This window comes from Streptomyces griseorubiginosus (genome assembly GCF_001514195.1).
Lineage (GTDB): Bacteria > Actinomycetota > Actinomycetes > Streptomycetales > Streptomycetaceae > Streptomyces > Streptomyces griseorubiginosus.
The window spans coordinates 12623-31043 of the sequence record NZ_KQ948752.1; the positions used below are offsets into that span (position 1 = coordinate 12623).

General features: G+C 71.7%; 14 protein-coding genes, 2 tRNA genes and 1 riboswitch. Of the genes, 7 read left to right on the plus strand and 9 right to left on the minus strand.

Translation table 11 applies throughout. From position 1 onward, the window contains the following. Nucleotides 1-93 precede the first annotated feature (93 nt). The gene (locus AQJ54_RS42100) at nt 94-2172 is read right to left on the minus strand and encodes an asparagine synthase-related protein (protein ID WP_062246851.1); all 2079 of its coding nucleotides are present in this window, start codon (nt 2170-2172) and stop codon (nt 94-96) included. 683 nt (nt 2173-2855) lie between these two features. On the opposite strand from AQJ54_RS42100, the gene AQJ54_RS42105 reads away from it, so the two are divergent. The 4 genes from AQJ54_RS42105 to AQJ54_RS42120 all read left to right on the plus strand — a co-directional run bounded on the left by AQJ54_RS42105 (nt 2856) and on the right by AQJ54_RS42120 (nt 7964). Next, nucleotides 2856-4280 (plus strand): NsdA family TPR-like regulatory protein, encoded by a 1425-nt coding sequence (locus AQJ54_RS42105; protein WP_030319143.1) that lies wholly within the window; start codon nt 2856-2858, stop codon nt 4278-4280. Nucleotides 4281-4352: 72 nt separating this feature from the next. Next, nucleotides 4353-5573, plus strand: coding sequence for an L-2-hydroxyglutarate oxidase (lhgO, locus tag AQJ54_RS42110; protein WP_062246854.1), 1221 nt, complete (start codon nt 4353-4355; stop codon nt 5571-5573). An 83-nt stretch (nt 5574-5656) separates the two neighbouring features. After that, a complete protein-coding gene (gene trmB, locus AQJ54_RS42115) occupies nt 5657-6514 on the plus strand; it encodes a tRNA (guanosine(46)-N7)-methyltransferase TrmB (protein ID WP_062025347.1) in 858 nt (285 codons plus the stop codon). Nucleotides 6515-6563: 49 nt separating this feature from the next. Beyond that, nucleotides 6564-7964, plus strand: a complete 1401-nt coding sequence (locus tag AQJ54_RS42120) for a PrsW family intramembrane metalloprotease (protein WP_062246856.1) — start codon at nt 6564-6566, stop codon at nt 7962-7964. A gap of 145 nt (nt 7965-8109) precedes the next feature. Here the strand turns inward: AQJ54_RS42120 and AQJ54_RS42125 are convergent, their stop codons facing one another. From AQJ54_RS42125 to AQJ54_RS42135, 3 genes are all read right to left on the minus strand, one after another. Beyond that, nucleotides 8110-9054, minus strand: a complete 945-nt coding sequence (locus tag AQJ54_RS42125; protein ID WP_062246858.1) for an aldo/keto reductase — start codon at nt 9052-9054, stop codon at nt 8110-8112. 106 nt (nt 9055-9160) lie between these two features. Next, a complete protein-coding gene (locus tag AQJ54_RS42130) occupies nt 9161-10186 on the minus strand; it encodes a M23 family metallopeptidase (RefSeq protein ID WP_062025353.1) in 1026 nt (341 codons plus the stop codon). Nucleotides 10187-10197: 11 nt separating this feature from the next. Continuing rightward, nucleotides 10198-10355: riboswitch (cyclic di-AMP (ydaO/yuaA leader) on the minus strand. A gap of 237 nt (nt 10356-10592) precedes the next feature. After that, nucleotides 10593-10666 (minus strand) — tRNA-Met (locus AQJ54_RS42135). Between the two features lie 151 nt (nt 10667-10817). On the opposite strand from AQJ54_RS42135, the gene AQJ54_RS42140 reads away from it, so the two are divergent. Next, nucleotides 10818-11069 (plus strand): hypothetical protein, encoded by a 252-nt coding sequence (locus AQJ54_RS42140; RefSeq protein ID WP_062246860.1) that lies wholly within the window; start codon nt 10818-10820, stop codon nt 11067-11069. A gap of 13 nt (nt 11070-11082) precedes the next feature. After that, on the plus strand, nt 11083-11832 hold the full coding sequence (locus AQJ54_RS42145; RefSeq protein WP_062246862.1) for a class II glutamine amidotransferase: 750 nt from the start codon (nt 11083-11085) through the stop codon (nt 11830-11832). 47 nt (nt 11833-11879) lie between these two features. On the opposite strand, the gene AQJ54_RS42150 is transcribed toward AQJ54_RS42145, so the two are convergent. After that, nucleotides 11880-12521, minus strand: a complete 642-nt coding sequence (locus tag AQJ54_RS42150) for a GTP cyclohydrolase II (protein WP_062246864.1) — start codon at nt 12519-12521, stop codon at nt 11880-11882. Nucleotides 12522-12683: 162 nt separating this feature from the next. Then, nucleotides 12684-13193: a MarR family winged helix-turn-helix transcriptional regulator gene (locus AQJ54_RS42155; RefSeq protein WP_030319161.1), complete on the minus strand. Its 510-nt coding sequence runs from the start codon at nt 13191-13193 to the stop codon at nt 12684-12686. Nucleotides 13194-13262: 69 nt separating this feature from the next. Here AQJ54_RS42155 and AQJ54_RS42160 point away from each other — a divergent pair, with 69 nt between their 5' ends. Then, the gene (locus tag AQJ54_RS42160; RefSeq protein ID WP_062246865.1) at nt 13263-14390 is read left to right on the plus strand and encodes a dihydrofolate reductase family protein; all 1128 of its coding nucleotides are present in this window, start codon (nt 13263-13265) and stop codon (nt 14388-14390) included. A gap of 111 nt (nt 14391-14501) precedes the next feature. On the opposite strand, the gene AQJ54_RS42165 is transcribed toward AQJ54_RS42160, so the two are convergent. The 3 genes from AQJ54_RS42165 to AQJ54_RS42175 form a co-directional block, all read right to left on the minus strand. After that, a tRNA-Lys gene (locus tag AQJ54_RS42165) sits at nt 14502-14574 on the minus strand. A 98-nt stretch (nt 14575-14672) separates the two neighbouring features. Then, nucleotides 14673-16229 carry an amino acid permease gene (locus tag AQJ54_RS42170; RefSeq protein WP_062246868.1) on the minus strand — a complete coding sequence of 519 codons (1557 nt, stop codon included), beginning with the start codon at nt 16227-16229 and terminating at the stop codon, nt 14673-14675. Nucleotides 16230-16292: 63 nt separating this feature from the next. Continuing rightward, a complete protein-coding gene (locus AQJ54_RS42175) occupies nt 16293-18410 on the minus strand; it encodes an FG-GAP-like repeat-containing protein (protein WP_062246870.1) in 2118 nt (705 codons plus the stop codon). Nucleotides 18411-18421 lie beyond the last annotated feature (11 nt).

The window sequence follows — 18421 nt, forward strand, 5'->3', positions numbered from 1 at the left end:
CCCCACCGGACCGCAAGAGGCCGCCGCAGGCCCCCAGGGGCGCGGGGAACTGCGCAAAACGCCCGCCCCCACCAAGCCGCAGACAAAAACGGCTCAACCGCCGGAGGCCAACGCTCCGCGCGCCCCCCGAATCCCCCCCGGCACCGCCCGAGCCCGCGCCGGCGTCCCCGTCCAGCACGTCCCCCGGCGGGCCAGCAGCCGTCCCAGCCACAGCTCCAGCGAGACCAGGTCGGCCAGCCCGTCCAGCGGGAGCGGTTCGCCCTCCGCCGCCCCCCGCAGCGCCTTGCGCACCACCCGCGCCTCCACCAGCCCCGCCTGCGCCAGCAACGGCGTCCCGAACAGCGACATCAGCGAGTCCGCCGCCACCCGCAGCCCCGTCCGGGTCGCCGCCGCCGAGGAGGCGTGCGAGGGTGCGCCCCAACCGGGGGGCAGGTCGGAGACCCCCGCCCCCTCCAGCACCGTACGGAGGATCTCGGCCCGCGCCCCCGGCTGGACCCGCAGCGCCTCGGGCAGGGCCCGGCACGCCCGCACCACCTGGTTGTCCAGGAACGGCGCGTGCAGCCGCTGCGACCGGATCTCCGCGGCCTGCTCCAGGACCCGCAGATCCGAAGCGTGCCGCGTGAGCGCCGCACGCGCGCGGAAGTCGCCGGGATGCTGACCTGGACCGACCCCGGAGCGCTGCGTCGCCCCCTGGAGGCGAACCGATACTTCAGCGAGCGCCTCCCCCGTCAGCCACCGCGCCGCCGGCCCCGGTCTGGCCCAGGTGAGCGCGGCGAGGGACGCCCCCACCGCACCCCCGGGTTCGTCGAAACGCTGGTGCATGAGCCGGTCGGCCAGCATCTCCAGGCCGGCCCGGTACGGCGTACGGGCCAGCCGTCGCGCCGCACCGTACACGCGCGCGGGGACGAACACCGAGCCGTCCGCCTTCGCCAGCGCGGCCACCGGGCGGACCAGATGGCGCCGCTTGCGGTCCATCAACAGGTCGGCCAGGCGCGCCGGATGGGCGTCCAGCACCTGCCGGGCCCCGTACCCCGTGAAGTGGTCCGCGCTGCCCGCCGCCAGCCTGGCCCGGTGCCGGGCGGCCGTGACCAGGGTCGCCCCGGGTTCGTCCGTCAGCGGCCCGTCCAGCTCGGCGTAGGGGAGGGTCTCCTCACCGCCGGTCACCACCACGTGATGCAGACGGGGGTTGGCAGCGAGCGTTCCCGCCCGCTGGAGCTCGGCCTCCCTCCCGCCCACCGCAAGGTCGTTGAAGGTGACCGCGAGCAGCCGCTCACCGGCGCCCGTGCCGTGTCCCAGCACGGTTCCGGGCCTTCCGGGCAGTCCGGCGGCCAGCAGCGCCAGCGTCCCGGAGGCGGGGCCACCGGACAGGTCGGCCCCGATGCCGGGCGCCGGCATCCCGCGCGCGGCACGCCGTTCGGCGGGGCCCATGCCGGGCACCGGGCCGGGGTCGATGTCGGGCACGTGCCGGGGCGCGGAGAGCCTGGCCCGCACCGCCTCGACGAGCGCGTCCCGTACGCCGTCGACCGCGCTGTCCGCGTCGGCGGTGGGCGCGGCGACGGCGAGGGAGGCGACCGGCTCGTACCCGGCGATCTCGCGGGCGCCGTTGCGCAGGATCAGCGCGTGCCCCGGCGGAATGCGCCGGACGCCCTCGTAGGGGGTGGAGTCGTGCAGCGCGGCCGGCACGTCGGGGGCGGCGAGCAGGGCGGCGAGGTGCCCGAAGTCGAGGTTGGCCTCGATGAGGTCGGCGAGGGGCAGGGCCGCGGTCGCGTAGGCCGTGCCGCCGGCCCAGGGGGTGTGGAACACCGGTCGCGCGCCCGCCAGATCGCCGCACACGGTGATCCGGCGGCCCACCTGGACCACCGCGGTGTAGGCGCCCGGCCAGGCCGTCAGATGCCGAAGTGCCCCTCCGCGCGCGGCGAGCAGTCCCACCCGCAGTTGTTCGTCGGAGGCTCCGCAGATACCGAAGACCGCGATCCGGGTCTGCGCGTCGACCGTCACCACGCGCACCTCGTCGGGCCGCCAGTCGCCGACCGCCCACAGCGGGTCCGGGTCGCCCCACAGGAGGTGGGACCCCACCGGGTGCACGGTCTCGCCGTCGCCTCCGGTCGCCCCCGCCGCACCGATTTCGGAGACACCCGCGGCGGTGCTGCTCCATCCCACCAACCACCGCATCGACGCCTCCACAGGCTGTGGACAACCAGTGCACCGTTCGAACCGGTCACCATGCTGCCATGAAGGACGCCTGACGGAGGGCCGGTGGAGCCGCTCGGGATACGGGGAACGCGCCCCTGTGACCACCCGCGTACGCCTGCGGGGACCCGCGCGGAGCAGGTGGTGCGCGACGTGAATGCGCCCCCGATACGCTCCCCCATCACACCTAACGCGCCCTCAACTGCCATGGTGGGAGGGCTGATGGCCCGGGAGAACGGGGGTCGGTTTTCGGCCAAATCGACGCCATGAGGACAGGCTCGCGCACGCTCCGTACACAGCCCGCGCGCCGCACGACAGGCGCGCAGCCCGGGAGACGCCACTTCGCCCCCCGGGCCGTTCCGCCGCCCGCGGGGATGTAGGCGGCGGTGTCCCCCAGCCCACTGGATCCAGTACAGCGGGCCGACCCACGCAGCATCCATCGAAGCGCTCCACCCATGGCCGGAGAAGAGCGCACACACGGGCGCACGGCCACACGGCCGGAGCACGACGCAACTGCGCGTATCGGACCCGTACTTCAGTACGGACCACAATCCCGCCATCCGGAACAATGCCCCTTAACGCTTGGGATGCGGCGAACTACGCTGGGTTTACGAATGCCGCGTGGTTATGCCAGCGCGGCAGCCGTCTGTGTCGAGGGGTGGCGCATGTCCAGGGAGCAACGCGGGCCGAACGAAAAGCTCGGCGCCGTTCTCGCCCTCGCGGGAATCAGCAACGCAGGACTCGCGCGTCGCGTCAACGATCTTGGCGCCCAACGCGGGTTGACACTTCGCTACGACAAGACGTCGGTGGCGCGCTGGGTGTCGAAGGGCATGGTGCCGCAGGGCGCCGCGCCGCACCTCATCGCGGCCGCCATCGGCCAGAAGCTCGGCCGCCCGGTGCCGCTCCACGAGATCGGCCTGGCGGACGCGGACCCCGCACCCGAGGTGGGCCTCGCCTTCCCCAGGGACGTCGGACAGGCCGTCAGGTCGGCCACCGAGCTCTACCGACTGGACCTCGCGGGCCGCCGGGCCGGCACCGGCGGCATCTGGCAGTCCCTCGCCGGTTCGTTCGCAGTGAGCGCATACGCAACGCCCGCCTCACGGTGGCTGATAACCCCGGCCGACAGTTCGGTCGCGCGGGAGACGAACCACTCCGAGGGCTCCGGCGCACCGCTCAAAGTCGGCCACAGCGATGTGCAGAAGCTGCGGGAGGCCGCCGACGACGCCAGGCGCTGGGACTCCAAGTACGGAGGCGGCGACTGGCGTTCGTCCATGGTGCCGGAGTGCTTACGGGTGGAGGCGGCACCCCTGCTGCTCGGCTCGTACTCCGACGAGGTGGGCCGGGCGCTGTTCGGGGCGTCCGCCGAGCTCACCCGGCTCGCGGGCTGGATGGCCTTCGACACCGGTCAGCAGGAGGCGGCCCAGCGGTACTACATCCAGGCGCTGCGGCTGGCCCGCGCGGCGGCCGACGTACCGCTCGGCGGGTATGTGCTGGCGTCGATGTCGTTGCAGGCGACCTACCGGGGCTTCGGTGACGAGGGCGTCGACCTCGCGCAGGCCGCGCTGGAGCGCAACCGTGGACTCGCGACCGCCCGCACCATGAGCTTCTTCCGGCTCGTCGAGGCCCGGGCACACGCGCGTGCGGGGGACGCGGCGGCGGCCGGGGCGGCCCTGAAGGCGGCCGAGGGCTGGCTGGAGCGCTCCCGGGAGGGGGACAACGACCCGTCCTGGCTCGGGTTCTACTCCTACGACCGGTTCGCCGCGGACGCGGCCGAGTGCTACCGGGATCTGAAGGCGCCGCGTCAGGTGCGGCGGTTCACCGAGCAGGCACTGTCGAAGCCGACGGAGGAGTTCGTGCGCTCGCACGGGCTGCGGCTGGTCGTCTCGGCGGTCGCGGAGCTCGAGTCGGGCAATCTCGACGCGGCCTGCGAGCAGGGCGTACGGGCGGTGGAGGTGGCCGGCCGGATCTCCTCGGCGCGCACGACGGAGTACGTGAAGGACCTCCTGCACCGGCTGGAGCCGTACGGCGACGAGCCCCGGGTGGTGGAGCTGCGCGAGCGGGCCCGGCCCTTGCTCATGGCCCCGGCATAAGTCAAGGAGAGCAGCACCACGTCCCGCGTTTGAAGCGACTGTCAGTGGCGCAGTGCACTATCGAGGTGGGAGGTGGTGCAGGTGCCGTCGGGGATCGCTTACGACTGTGACGTGCTCGTGATCGGTGGGGGCATCGTCGGACTGTCGACGGCGTACGCGATCACGCGGGCCGCGCCGGGGACACGGGTCACCGTGCTGGAGAAGGAGAGCGGACCCGCCCGGCATCAGACAGGGCGCAACAGCGGGGTGATCCACAGCGGGATCTACTACCGCCCCGGATCGCTCAAGGCGCGGTACGCCGTGCGCGGGGCCGCCGAGATGGTCAAGTTCTGCGCGGAGTACGGCATCGCCCATGCCGTCACCGGCAAGCTGATCGTGGCGACCGAGCGCGACGAGCTGCCCAGGCTGCACGGCCTGGTCCAGCGCGGCCGGGAGAACGGCATCCCGGTGCGGGAGCTGGGCGCCGCCCAGATCGCCGAGTACGAACCCGAGGTGGAGGGCCTGGCCGCCATACACGTTGGCACCACCGGGATCTGCGACTTCGTCGGGGTCGCCCGGCAGCTGGCCGAGGCGTCCGGGGCGGAGATCCGCTACGGCGCCGAGGTGCGGCGCATCGACCGGCGGCCCGAGCTCGGGGTGGCCGTGCTCACCGGCACCGGCGAGGTGGTGCGCGGGAAGGTGCTGGTGAACTGCGCCGGGCTGCACTGCGACGAGATCGCCCGGCTGACCGGGGACGACCCGCAGATGCGGATCGTGCCGTTCCGAGGCGAGTACTACACGCTGGCGCGGCCCGAGCTGGTGCGAGGGCTGGTCTATCCGGTGCCGGACCCGGCGTTCCCGTTCCTCGGCGTGCATCTCACCCGCGGGATCGACGGAAGCGTCCACATCGGACCCAACGCGGTGCCGGCGCTGGCCCGGGAGGGGTACGACTGGAGTGTCGTGCGGCCCCGGGAGCTCGGCGCGACGCTGGCATGGCCGGGGTCGTGGCAGATAGCGCGGCGGCACTGGCGGTACGGCACCGGTGAGCTGCACAGATCGGTGTCCCGGCGGGCCTTCACCACGGCCGTGCGGCGGCTGCTGCCGGCGGCGAACGCGGACGATCTGGTGCCCTCGCCCGCGGGCGTGCGCGCCCAGGCGGTGCTCCGGGACGGCACGCTGGTCGACGACTTCCTGATCAGGGAGGGGGCCCGGGCGGTGCATGTGCTGAACGCGCCCTCACCGGCGGCGACGGCCTCGCTGCCGATCGGGCGCGAGGTGGCCCGGCGGGCACTGGAGGCGTTGCGGGGCGTGTGAGGGGAGCGGCGCACGGGCTCCGATTCGGGCCGGGGCCCGCCCCGGACCCCACAGGGCCGGGTTCACGTAAAATCGGCCCCACTGTGTCTGATTCCCTCAACGCTCCCGACGCCGTCGACTCCGGCGACTCCACCCCGCACACCCCCGGTGTCTCCGTGCGGCACACCCGGGGCAAGGGGGAGCCGCGGTTTCCCGACGGTCCCAGCCCGGACCCCGCGGGGTCGCACTTCGAGCGGCGGATCCGCAGTTTCCAGCCGCGCCGCAGCCGGGTGACCGCGGGACAGGCCGACGCGTTGCAGCGGCTGTGGCCCACGTGGGGGCTCGACATCGACGGGCGGCGGGTCCTCGACCTCGGCGAGATGTTCGGCAACGACCACCCCGTCGTGCTGGAGATCGGGTTCGGGATGGGCGAGGCCACCGCGCGGATGGCCGCCGCTGACCCCGGCACCAACATCCTCGCCGTCGACGTGCACACCCCCGGCCAGGGCAACCTGCTCAACCTCGCCGAACAGCAGCAGCTGACCAACGTCCGGGTCGGCAACGGCGACGCGATCATCCTCCTGCGCGAGATGCTCGCCGAGGACGCGCTCGACGGGCTGCGCGTCTACTTCCCGGACCCCTGGCCCAAGAAGCGGCACCACAAGCGGCGGCTGATCCAGCCGGAGTTCCTGGACCTGGCCGCGACCCGGCTTCGGCCCGGCGCGCTGCTGCACTGCGCGACCGACTGGGAGCCGTACGCCGAACAGATGCTGGACGTGCTCACCGCGCACCCCGACTTCGAGAACACCCAGGCCGACGGCGGATTCGCGCCGCGTCCCGACTTCCGGCCGCTGACCCGTTTCGAGGGCCAGGGACTGGAGAAGGGACATGTCGTGAACGACCTGCTGTTCCGCCGCGTACAGCACGGCGACCGAACCGACCAGTCCCCCTCCGGCGCCTAGGTTCCAGCCCGGCTGCGGGCGGTGCCTCCGTCTCGTTAAGGTCGATGCCGTGGCCACCATTCCCCCGTATCCGACGTACTCCGGTGAGCCCACCGGTGGTGCCCCGCTGCGGCATGCGCACTGGTGGCAGCGGAAGTGGGTGCGCTACGGCGCCCTGATCACGCTTCTCGCGCTGTCCGGGCTCGTCATCCTCGCGCTGGTGCGTCAACAGACCGGCAGCGAGGGCTTCCTGGTCGGTCTGGGGCTCGCCGTCCTGCCGGTACCGCTGCTCATTGCCGCGTTCCGCTGGCTCGACCGGGTCGAGCCGGGCCCTTGGCGCAATCTGCTGTTCGCGTTCGCCTGGGGCGCCTGCGCGGCCGCGCTGATAGCGATCATCGCCAACAGCTTCGCCACGAAGTGGATAGCGACGGCGACCGCGGACCCGTCCGGAGCGGACACCCTCGGCGCGACGGTGATAGCCCCGATCGTCGAGGAGTCGGCGAAGGCGGCCGCCGTACTGCTCGTGTTCCTGTTCCGCAGACGGGACTTCACCGGGATCGTGGACGGGGTAGTGATAGCCGGGATCACTGCGACCGGGTTCGCGTTCACCGAGAACATCCTCTACCTCGGCACCGCCTTCGGCACCGACCAGCTGACCGGCGACCGCGGCATCGCCTCCGTCACCGCCGCGACCTTCTTCGTGCGCGTGGTGATGTCACCGTTCGCGCACCCCCTGTTCACCGTCCTCACCGGCATCGGCTTCGGCATCTCCGCGCTCTCGGCGGAACGCCAGCACATCCGGCGGGTGCTCTTCCCGCTGTCCGGACTGCTGCTCGCGATGGGCATGCACGCGACGTGGAACGGCTCGTCGACGTTCGGGGAGTACGGCTTCTTCGCGGTGTACGCGATGTTCATGGTGCCGGCGTTCGCGCTGCTGACCTGGCTGGTGATCTGGACGCGGCAGCGGGAGCTGAAGACCGTCCGCGAGGAGCTGCCCGCCTACGCCGCGACCGGCTGGCTGACACCGGTCGAGCCGTACGCACTCGGCTCGATGCGGGCACGGCGGGTGGCGCGGGAGTACGCGCGCCGGCAGTTCGGCGGGCGGCCCGCGGGGCGGGCGGTGGCGCAGTACGAGGCGTACGCGACCTCGCTCGCTTTCCTACGGCGGCGGGGGCGGCTCGGCCGGGCGAACGGGGACTTCGTCGTACGGGAGCGGGAGCTGCTCCAGGAGCTGTGGCGGCGCCGGGAGGTGGCCCGGCCGGCCCTCGACCATGCCGCCCGGGTGACGGCCCCGCCGGTGGCCGCGCCGCCCTGGCCGGGGTACGGGGGGTATGGCGTGTACGGGGTGTACGGCTACCCGCCCCAGCCGGGCCACCCCGCACTGCCGGTCCAGCACCAGCCGGTACAGCCGGTCCAGTCCCAGCCCATCCAGCCGACGCCGTATCCCGCGTACAACCCGTATCGGACGTAGGGCTGCAAGGACTGCAAGGACTACGGAGGACTGCAAGGACTGCAAGGACTGCAAGGACTGCAAGGGTTGCGAGGGCTGCGCCGAAGGCCGACAGGGTCGAACCGGCCCGCCCCCTGCCCGACGGGGTCGGTCGGGCGTGTCCCCCTTACGCCGACGCCTCCGTCAGACGCCCCAGCTCCTCCTCCGTCAGGGTCACGTCCGCCACCCCCAGCAGCGCCGGGAGCTGCTCCACCGTGCGGGCGGAGGCGATGGGGGCCGTGACCGTCGGCTGGGCCGCGAGCCAGGCGAGGGCGATCGTGGCGACCGGGGCCGCGTGGGACTCGGCGATGTCGTCGAGGGCGGCGAGGACCTTGCGGCCGCGGTCGGTGTCGAGGTGCTTGCCGGCTCCCGCCGCGCGCGCCCCCTCCACCGTCGTACCGGGGCGGTACTTGCCCGTGAGGAATCCGGACGCGAGGGCGTAGTACGGCACGGCGGCGAGGCCGGCCCGGGAGGCGACGGCCTGGAGTTCGCCCTCGTAGGTGTCGCGGGAGACCAGGTTGTAGTGGGGCTGGAGGGCGACATAGCGCGCCAGGCCCTCGCGGTCGGAGAAGGCGAGGGACTCCGAGAGCCGCGCGGCGGAGATGTTGGACGCGCCGATCGCGCGCACCTTGCCCGCCTTCACCAGCTCGTCCAGTGCGCCGATGATCTCCTCGACCGGCACCTCGGTCTTGTCGAAGTGGGTGTAGTAGAGGTCGATGCGGTCGGTGCCGAGGCGCTTCAGGGAGGCGTCGGCGGCGGCCTTGATGTTGGTGGCGGTCAGCCCGGGGAAGTCCGGGTGCTGGCTGACCTTCGTGGCGATGACGACGTCGTCGCGGTTGCCACGGGCGGCCAGCCACTTGCCGATGATCGTCTCGGACTCGCCGCCGGAGTTGCCGTCGACCCACGAGGAGTACGAGTCGGCCGTGTCGACGAAGTTGCCGCCCGCGGCGGTGTACGCGTCGAGGACGGCGAAGGACGTGGCCTCGTCGGCGGTCCAGCCGAAGACGTTGCCGCCGAGGGCGAGCGGGAAGACCTCGAGGTCGGAGGAGCCGAGCTTGCGGAGAGAAGTCATGTGATACGTCAACGCCCCCACCCGACGAGGACCTTCCGCTACGGCCGCAAAGTCCTCGTAAACAAGCGGAATTAGCCCCTCCGGACCTCAGAGAGTCTAGGGAGTCTCAGGGGTTGAGCCCCTTGCCCTGGAGCCACGCCATCGGGTCGATCCCGGTCGCCGCACCGTCCGGGTGGACTTCGAGGTGCAGGTGCGCGCCGGTCACGTTGCCGGTGGCGCCCACCCGGCCGATGACGTCACCGGTGCCGACCTTCTGGCCCACGCTGACGCTGATCGAGGACTGGTGGCAGAACCACAGCTCGGTGCCGTCGTCGAGGGTGAGGATCGTGCGGTAGCCGTAGGAACCGGCCCAGCCGGCCTCCGTGACGGTGCCGCTGTGGATCGCCTTGATGAGCGTGCCCGTGGGGGCGGCGAAGTCGAGGCCCGTGTGGTAGCCGGAGGACCACAGCGAACCGGCCTGACCGAAGGTCCCCGTGATGGTGTACGACGAGGTCGGCAGCGTGTACTGCTTGGCGAGCTCGGCCAGGCGCGCGGCCTCGGCCTTCTTCGCGGCCGCCTCCTCCGCCTTCTTCTTCGCGGCGGCGGCCTGCTGCTGGGCTTCCTTCTCCGCCTTGGCGGCGGCCGCGTCGGCCTCCTTCTGGGCGGCTTCGGCGACGGCCTGGGCGGCCTTGGTGTCGAGCTGGTCCTGCTGGCGCTCGGCCTGGGCGAGGATGCGCGAGCGCAGCGCCTCACCGGCGTCCGAGGTGCCCTTGGCGGCATCGACGGTGGTGGTGCCGACGCTGCTGAACGCGCTGGTGTCGTCGGCGCCGGAGTCGGAGTCGTCCGAGATGAGCGAGCCGACGTTCGGCAGGTCCGGCATCGAGATGGAGACCGGCGGCTTGCCGGTGTTGGCGCTGGCCATGCCGCCGGCGCTGACCGCGGCTATGACACCGACGCCGAGGACGGTGGAGCTGCGGGCGAATCCGCCGCCGCGCTGCTTGGCCACGCGGTGCCGGCCTCGCACCGGGGCGAGGGAGTCCGCGGTCGGGTTCCACTCGCCGAGGGGGGCCTCGTCGTCGGCGCGGTAGCCGCCGTACACGAGAGTGCTGCGGGGTACGGGCGGGGCCTCGGGGGCAGGCGGGTTGGACGCCACGTGGGCGCGCTCCTTTCCTTCCTTCTCGCCTACCGGGTTAGCTGACGGGTTCGGAGCAGGAAGGTCTCCTACGCGCGTATACCCGCCGTGTGGCCACGGCGGCAGACGAGCGATTCACCCCAAGGTGGTGGTTCCCCGGTTCCCTTGCGGAATTCGGCGCGTGAGCACGGAGCCGTCTCTTGTGACGGCTGGGACGACCGCGCTGCGTTATCGAACGTTAATAGACCCGGGGGTCCGATTCCAAGCTGTTCCGCTTGATCATTAACGAAATTCCCGCAGGACTTACGGCCCATCACCGGTAAAAAACGGGCGAGTTGACCGGACCGCTCACGCCAGGTCATGAGAGCGCTACGGGAAACGCTCAGGGCCGGAGTCCATTGACTGGACTCCGGCCCTGAGCCGTGAGTAGCGGGGACAGGATTTGAACCTGCGACCTCTGGGTTATGAGCCCAGCGAGCTACCGAGCTGCTCCACCCCGCGTCGGTGAAACCAGCATACGCCATCCGGGGAGCGACTCCTGCACGCATTACCGCGCAGCGCCCATGACCTGCCCTTTCACGCCGGTGGACGGCTGGAACAGGCCCTCTCCGTCGGCGTACCGTGACGGTCCTCAAACGAACCAGGAGGGGCCATGACGGCAGCCGACGAGCGACCGGTGGAGATCGACAAGCGGGACGTCCCGCTCTCCGGGGGCCGGACTCTGCGGGTGACGGAGTTCGCCAACGGCGCCATACGGCTTGCGGTGCACACCGGCTCGCCGTACGTGATCACGAGCCTGGAGCAGATCGACGGCGGAGCCGTGTTGAAGCTCTCGCCCGGCCGCGAGGGCTCCAACGCGCACCGGAACTGGATCCGCGACCACAGCGAGGACAGCGCCTCTTAGTACTGTCACGCCCATGTGCCGTCTCCTGGGCGTGGTCACCCGCGCGCCTCTTCCGCTCGCCGCTGCCCTCGGTGAACTGACCGTTCCCTTCACGGAGTTGAGCCGGGAGCACGGTGACGGGTGGGGGATCGCCGCCTGGCCCGGGGCGGGCGGGGGCAGGCCACGGGTGGTCAAGGGGATCGCATCGGCGGCCGGGGACTGGCTCTGGGAGCACGCCCTCGCCGGGACGCACGCCGATGCCGCCGTGCTGCATCTGCGGATGGCGAGCCCCGGGCTGCCCGTCGTGCCGGGCAACACCCATCCGTTCACCGCGGGCGGCCTCGCCTTCGCGCACAACGGCTTCTTCTCGCCGTACGACACCCTCGACGAGCTCATCGACCCCGGTCTGCTCGCGGCGGCGGGCGGGTCCACCGACTCGGAGCGGTTCTTCCTGCGGGTGCGGACGCTGCTGCGGGACGAGGACCCGGTCGACGCGCTCGCACGGGCCGCGGCGGACATCCGGGCCCGCGCGTCCTTCGCGAGCCTGAACTGCCTGCTGCTGACCGAGGAGGCGCTGTACGCGTACGCCGACGAGGACCCGGACTCCGAGGTGAGCCGGCGGCGCGGGCCCGACTTCTTCCGGCTGCGGTACCGGGCGGACGGCGACCGGGTGCTCGTCGCGTCGAGCGGGGTGCCCCAACCGGACGGGGCGTGGCGGGTGTTGCCGCACCGCCAGGTGCTGGAGATCCGGCGGGACGACCTGGGCGTCCGCGTACACGCGTGACGGGCGGACGGTGCGGCGGGCCGGTGGTCACCGCACTCCCGTGACGCTCAGCCGACCCCGAGCTCCGTCAACTCCCCCAGCGGCAGCGTGTGCTGGGTCTGGAGGACCTTCGCGCGCAGGTAGCGGACGTTGTGGGCGGTGGTGAACACCCCCGTGGGGACACGGTCGTGGACGCCGATCCCCAGGTCCCTCAACTGGCCCGCCTTGTCGGGGTTGTTGGAGAGGAGGTCGACCTCGTCGATCCCGAGGGCGGTCAGCATCTGCGCGGCCGCCGTGTAGTCCCGGGCGTCCTCGGGCAGGCCCAGCGCGGTGTTGGCGGCGTAGGTGTCGAGACCCTGGTCCTGAAGGGCGTACGCGTCGAGCTTGTTGTAGAGGCCGATACCGCGGCCCTCCTGGCGGAGATACAGCAGCACACCGCCGCGCTCGGCTATCCGCTCGACCGCCTCGCGCAGCTGGGGCCCGCAGTCGCAGCGGGCGGAGCCGAAGACGTCCCCGGTCAGGCACTCGGAGTGCAGGCGCACCAGGGGGACGGTGCCGGGGGCGGGGTCCCCGAGGACGACGGCGAGGTGCTCCCGTCCGTCGGCCAGGCCGTGGAAGGTGACGAGTTCGGCGTCCACGCGGTAGCCGTCACCGAAGCGCAGCGGGACGCGGACGCGGGAGCGCTGGGTGGCGGCGGGCAGGTCGGTCATGCGGGTACTCCGGTCCGTAGGCATATCTGCTTCAGATTTGAAGCAGATCTACTGATCGAGACCCTACCCCATGCTTTAAATTTGAAGCAACGGGTTTATGGCACGCATCACACGCGGACAGCGGCGCTCACTCGGCCCTCACCGACACGACCCGCTCGGCCCTCACGAACAGGACGGCGACGACCGGCGCCGCCAGGGCATCTCCCCGGAGGCGCCCTCCTCCCCCAGGAGCCCCTCGGTGACGCTGGTGAAGATCTCCTCCAACTGCCGCACCTGCTCCGGGGTGAGCCGGTCGATGAGCGCGGCGCGGACCGTCTCCACATGGCCCGGCGCGGCCCGCTCCAGCACTGCCATACCCTCGTCGGTCAGCACCGCGACGCTGCCGCGCTTGTCCCACTGACAGCTCTCGCGCCGCACCAGCCCGTCCTTCTCCAGCCGGGCGACGGCGTACGTCAGCCGGGGCCGGGTGATCTTCAGCCCCTCGGCGAGATCGGTCATCCGCAGCCGCCGCTCCGGGGTCTCGGAGAGGTTGGCGAGGATGGAGTAGTACAGGTGCGGCATGCCGGCCTCCTGCTGGAGCTGCCGGTCGATGGTGTCCTCCAGGAGGAGCGAGGCGGCGATGTAGGCACGCCAGGCTCGCTGCTCGTCGGGGCTGAGCCAGCGGGTCGTCATGCCACCAGTGTAGGTTTGCTTCAAACTTGAACCAAGCCCCGCCATCCTTTTTCGAGAGGGACCGCGCCGATGCCCCACCCCCACGTCCTCCTCTCCGCCGCGGTCTCCCTCGACGGCTACCTGGACGACACCGGCCCCGACCGGCTCCTTCTCTCCAGCCCGGCCGACTTCGACCGCGTCGACGAGGTCCGCGCCTCCGTGGACGCGATCCTCATCGGCGCCGGCACGATCCGCGCCGACAACCCCCGCCTGCTGGTCAACTCCGAGGCCCGCCGGGCCGCCCGGGTCGCCGCCGGGAAACCGCCGTACCCCCTGAAGGTCACGGTCAGCGGCTCGGGCGAGCTGGACCCCGCGGCGAACTTCTGGCACACGGGCGGCGAGAAGGTCGTCTACACCACGGACAAGGGCGCGGACCGGGCCCGCGAACTGGGCCTGGCGGCCGAGGTGGTCGCCCTCGGCCCGGCGCTGGACTGGCGCCGCCTGCTGGAGCATCTGCACGCGGTGCACGGCGTCGAACGGCTCATGGTCGAGGGCGGCGGCCGCATCCACACCCAGCTCCTCCAGCAGGGCCTGGCGGACGAGGTGCAGCTGGTGCTGGCCCCGCTGTTCGTCGGCGATCCCGAGGCCCCGCGACTGTTCGGCCCCGGCGGCTACCAGGGCGGCCGGCTGCGGCTGGTGGAGACCCGTCGGATCGAGGACGTGGTCCTGATGCGCTACGAACCCACGGCACCGGGCACCGGCCCGACCCCCGCCGCCGCGGACCACCACTGGCTGGCGCTGGCCTGCCGACTCGCCGCCCAGTGCCCGCCCTCCCGCACGGCGTTCAGCGTGGGAGCGGTGGTGGTGGCCGCCGACGGCACGGAGTTGGCCCGCGGCCACTCCCGGGAGTCCGGCGACCCGGTCGTGCACGCGGAGGAGGCGGCCCTGGCGAAGATCGCCTCGGACGACCCGCGGCTGCCGTCCGCCACGGTCTACACGAGCCTGGAACCCTGCACCCACCGCGCCTCCCGCCCGGCCCCCTGCGCCCGGCTGATCCTGGACGCGGGGGTACGCCGGGTGGTGACGGCGTGGCGGGAGCCGGACACGTTCGTGACGGGGGCGGACGGGACCGGCCTGCTCACCGGGCAGGGGGTCGACGTGGTGGTCCTGACCGACCACGAGGACGAGGCGAAGGCCCCGAACCGGCACCTGCTCTGACGGCGGGGAGTGGCGGGCGGTGCCCCCGAAACGCAGACAGCGCCCGACCCGACCGAAGCCGGCTCAGGCGCTGCACAGCAGGCCGGAGGAGTCACCCCCGTCCGCAACCTGTAGGCCCTGTGGGACTCGAACCCACAACCAATGGATTAAAAGTCCACTGCTCTGCCAATTGAGCTAAGGGCCCAGGCGATGTTGCCCCCACGAGCATAGCCGGACGTGGCCGTGTCTCCGATCGGGTATCGGGGACACGGCCGTGTCAGAGGGGCCGGGGAGTGGGAAAGGTCAGGGATCGACCGGTTCGGGGGCGTTCGCGCGGGCCGCCTCGCGGGCCCTGGTGCGCTCGTGCTCCGGGTTGAGGAACCAGTGCCGGGCCGAGGCCGCCCACCAGATCCACGCGAAGCCGAGGACGGCCAGGACGGCGATCGGGGCGTAGTTGAAGGTCTCCCAGGTGACCGGCGAGACCTGCGGGAGCATGAAGAGGATCGTGATCACACCGACCCATCCCACCGACACCAGCCCGATCGCCCGCGACCAGCGGCCCAGGTGCCACGGCCCCCGGTCGAAGGCGTCGCCCTTGCGCAGCCGCAGCAGCGTCGGGATGACGTAGGCGATGTAGAGGCCGATCACCGCGACGGACGTCACCGCCGCGTAGGCCGTGTAGTTGATCAGGTACGGCAGGCCCAGCAGCAGTGCCCCGCCCGCGGCCAGCCACACCGCCGCCACGGGGGTACGGGTGCGCGGGCTGACCGTGTGCCAGAGGTGCGAGAACGGCAGCGCGCCGTCGCGTGAGAAGGCGTAGATCATGCGGCTGTTGGCGGTCACCGACGCCATCCCGCAGAACAGCTGGGCGCCGATGACGACCAGGAGCAGGAGCTTGCCGGCCGTGGCCCCGAGCGCGTCGAGGAGGATCTGCGCCGGGGGCGCGCCGGTCGGGGAGTTCAGGGCGCCGTCGTAGGACTGGATCGCGAAGGTGAAGCCGAGCAGGAGTACGAAGCCCGCTATCCACGACGTCCAGATCGACTGGACGATGCCCTTCGGGCCGGCCGTGGACGCGTCGTGCGTCTCCTCGGTCATGTGGGCCGAGGCGTCGTAGCCGGTGAAGGTGTACTGGGCCATGAGCAGCCCCAGCAGCACCACGTACACCCCGCTCCCCCAGCCCGTGTTGTTGACGAACTCGCCGAACACGAAGGACGCCGACTGGTGTTTGTCGGGGGCGAAGGTGAGCGCGCCGACGATGACGGCCACGCCGATCACGTGCCACCACACGCTCACGCTGTTCAGCAGCGCCACGATCCGCACGCCGAAGGTGTTCAGCAGGCCGTGCAGCACGAGGATGGCGGCGAAGAGGAGGATCGTGCGGCCGGGGGTGACCTCGAAGTCGAACTGGAGGTTCAGGTACGCCCCGAGGAAGGACGCGGCGCCGAAGTCGATGCCCGCCGTCACCGCGACCTGGCCCAGTACGTTGAACCAGCCCGTGAACCAGGCCCAGGCGGCGGCCGATCTGGGTGGGGCCAGCCGGTGCGCCCAGAAGTACAGGCCGGCCGAGGTCGGGTACGCCGAACAGATCTCGGCCATCGACAGGCCGACGAAGAGCGTCATCAGGCCTACGGCGACCCAGCCCCAGGTGATGACCGCGGGGCCGCCCGTGTTCATGCCGAACAGGTAGAGGGTCAGACAGCCCGACAGCACCGAGATGATGGTGAAGGAGACCGCGTAGTTGGAGAACGCCGACATGCGGCGGGCCAGGACCTGCGTGTAGCCGAGCTGGGCAAGCCGTTCCTCGTCGGAGAGTTCCTTGGAGATCCCCGACTGCCCACTCGCTATGGCGTCATCTGTCATGCCCCCAGCGATTCCCATCCCGGGGGCGTGACACACGTCACAACTTGGCCGAGAAGCGACCCTCTAGAAAAGGCCCTTGTAGCTCTGCCAGCCACTCGCGATCTTCGTACGCCCCCCGAACGACCCCTTGCCGTCGCCGTTGTTGCGGTACAGGTTGCCGGCGGTGTCCCGGGAGACCAGGTCGTTCCTGCCGTCGCCGGTGATGTCCCCGACGCCGACGACCACGTTGTACGAGGTCCCCCAGCTGGAGAAGACCTTCACCCGCTCCTTGACCTGCCCGGTGCCGGTGCCGCCGTAGCGCCACAGCGTGCCGGCCTTGTCCTGCACCAGGACGTCCCCGAAGCCGTCGCCGTCGAGGTCACCGGCACCGACGATCTTCTTGTAGGTGGCCCAGCTGCGGATCTTCACGCCCGGCTTGAGCTTGCTCGCGCCGTCGTTGGCGAACAGGTAGACGTCACCGGTGGACGCCTTGCGGGCCAGCAGGTCGACCCGGCCGTCGCCGGTCAGGTCGCCGGGGGCGGTCAGGACGTTGTACGCGTTCCAGCCGGTGCCGAGCGAGGTGTGGCTGCTCGCCGGGGCGTACGAACCCTCCCCGCACTTGCCCGCGTAGCGGCGCAGCTCGCCGTTCGGCATCCGGACCAGCATCTCGGCACAGCGGTCCTTGCCCATGTCGCCGAAGGGCACGGCCACGGTCCCGGCGGGCCAGCCGGAGCCGTTCTGCTTCCAGTCGAACTTGCCGCCACCGTTGGTGTACTGGAGGCTCAGCGTGCCGGAGGAGTTGAGGGTGGCCAGCTCACCGTAGGCGTAGCCGCCCTGGTCGTGGTGGCCCTGGCGGCCGCCGCTCAGCGCGATCTTGCCGCTGGTGGTGAACGTGCCCACGCCGTCGGCGGCCTTCGCGGTCAGCGTCCAGGTCTTCTGGCCGTTGTACGCGTAGGCGCCCGAGTTCGTCGTGCCGTCCCACTGGAGGTCGATGGCCGTACCGCTGCCCTTGAGGGTGCGGTCCGTGCGGCCCTGGGCGTCCTTCACCGTGAAGGTCCAGTCGGCGGGCTTGCTGAGCTGCCAGGTGCTCATCCAGGCCATGTTGCCGCCGTTGCGACCCGAGGCGTTGAAGTAGGGGTTGTCCAGGTCCGACTCGATCTTCCCGAGCGACTGGGCGGGCACCCCGCTCGGCACGATCCGGATCGTGCGGTCGGCGTCGACGTAGGCGACACCCCCGCCGAACTTGTCCACCGACCAGGTCAGCCGCCGCTGGTCGGTGGTGTTCCCGGCCGGCAGGTCGGCGATGGCGCGCGCGACGGCGGCCGTACCGGTGTGGAAGTCCGTCAGCATCAGCTTGCCGGCGCTCCGGTCGTGCCGGACGAGGTAGCCGTCGCCGACGAGCACGGGTCCGGAGGGCACCGTGATGTTCTTCTTCGCCGTACGGTCGTACACGCCCGCGGCGCCCGTCGGGCCGCAGTTCCAGTAGATCCAGCGGCCGACGACCTGGAGCTCCTTGACCGTGCAGGGGGCGCCGGTGGAGACGGTTGCGACCGTCTTCTTCCCCTCCAGGTCGTACTGGGTGAGCACGCCGTTGCCCGAGCCCGGCGTCCACAGCGCGGAACCCCACACGGAGGCGGCGGTGACGGAACGGGTCAGCCGGACGTCCTCGTCGCGGTACCGGTTCACCGCGTCGACGTACTGCTTGCCGGTGGAGGCCGCGTTGTAGACGAAGTAGCGGCCGGTGGCGTCCACGAAACGGCCGCCGGTGACATCGGGTTCGGTGCCGTGGTAGCTGTTCGGCTCCAGCCAGATCTGGGCGCGCTCCTTGCCGGACTCGTCGACCCGGAAGTAGCCGACGCTCTGCTCACCGGTGGACCGCAGCGGCACGCAGTCGCCCGCGTCGCAGGGCACCCGCTGAAGGTGGGTGCCGTTGGCGTAGACGCCGGCGAACCCGCGGGTGTCCTGCGTCAGCACCGTGGAGCCGTCCGGCGAGAGCTGCCGGCCCACCACGTACTGGTCGCCGTTCGGCCGGTACTCGACGCTGGTCAGATAGCCGGCCGCGTAGTCGAGGCCCCACACGCCGTCCGTGGCGATCGGCGTCGGGCTGGTGTCCGCGGCCGCCTGGCCCGCGGACGTCAGGGTGCCGGCGCTCAGGGCGGCCAGCGAGGCAAGAGTGAGTGCGATCCGGGCACGCCGGGTCAAGGGTCCCTCCC

What these genes read in the sequence shown, in the direction of transcription:
- AQJ54_RS42100 (WP_062246851.1), bottom strand. Translation starts at nt 2,172, where the DNA reads ATGCGGTGGTTGGTGGGATGGAGCAGCACCGCCGCGGGTGTCTCCGAA.
- AQJ54_RS42105 (WP_030319143.1), top strand. Translation starts at nt 2,856, where the DNA reads ATGTCCAGGGAGCAACGCGGGCCGAACGAAAAGCTCGGCGCCGTTCTC.
- AQJ54_RS42125 (WP_062246858.1), bottom strand. Translation starts at nt 9,054, where the DNA reads ATGACTTCTCTCCGCAAGCTCGGCTCCTCCGACCTCGAGGTCTTCCCG.
- AQJ54_RS42140 (WP_062246860.1), top strand. Translation starts at nt 10,818, where the DNA reads ATGACGGCAGCCGACGAGCGACCGGTGGAGATCGACAAGCGGGACGTC.
- AQJ54_RS42145 (WP_062246862.1), top strand. Translation starts at nt 11,083, where the DNA reads ATGTGCCGTCTCCTGGGCGTGGTCACCCGCGCGCCTCTTCCGCTCGCC.
- AQJ54_RS42150 (WP_062246864.1), bottom strand. Translation starts at nt 12,521, where the DNA reads ATGACCGACCTGCCCGCCGCCACCCAGCGCTCCCGCGTCCGCGTCCCG.
- AQJ54_RS42155 (WP_030319161.1), bottom strand. Translation starts at nt 13,193, where the DNA reads ATGACGACCCGCTGGCTCAGCCCCGACGAGCAGCGAGCCTGGCGTGCC.
- AQJ54_RS42160 (WP_062246865.1), top strand. Translation starts at nt 13,263, where the DNA reads ATGCCCCACCCCCACGTCCTCCTCTCCGCCGCGGTCTCCCTCGACGGC.
- AQJ54_RS42170 (WP_062246868.1), bottom strand. Translation starts at nt 16,229, where the DNA reads ATGACAGATGACGCCATAGCGAGTGGGCAGTCGGGGATCTCCAAGGAA.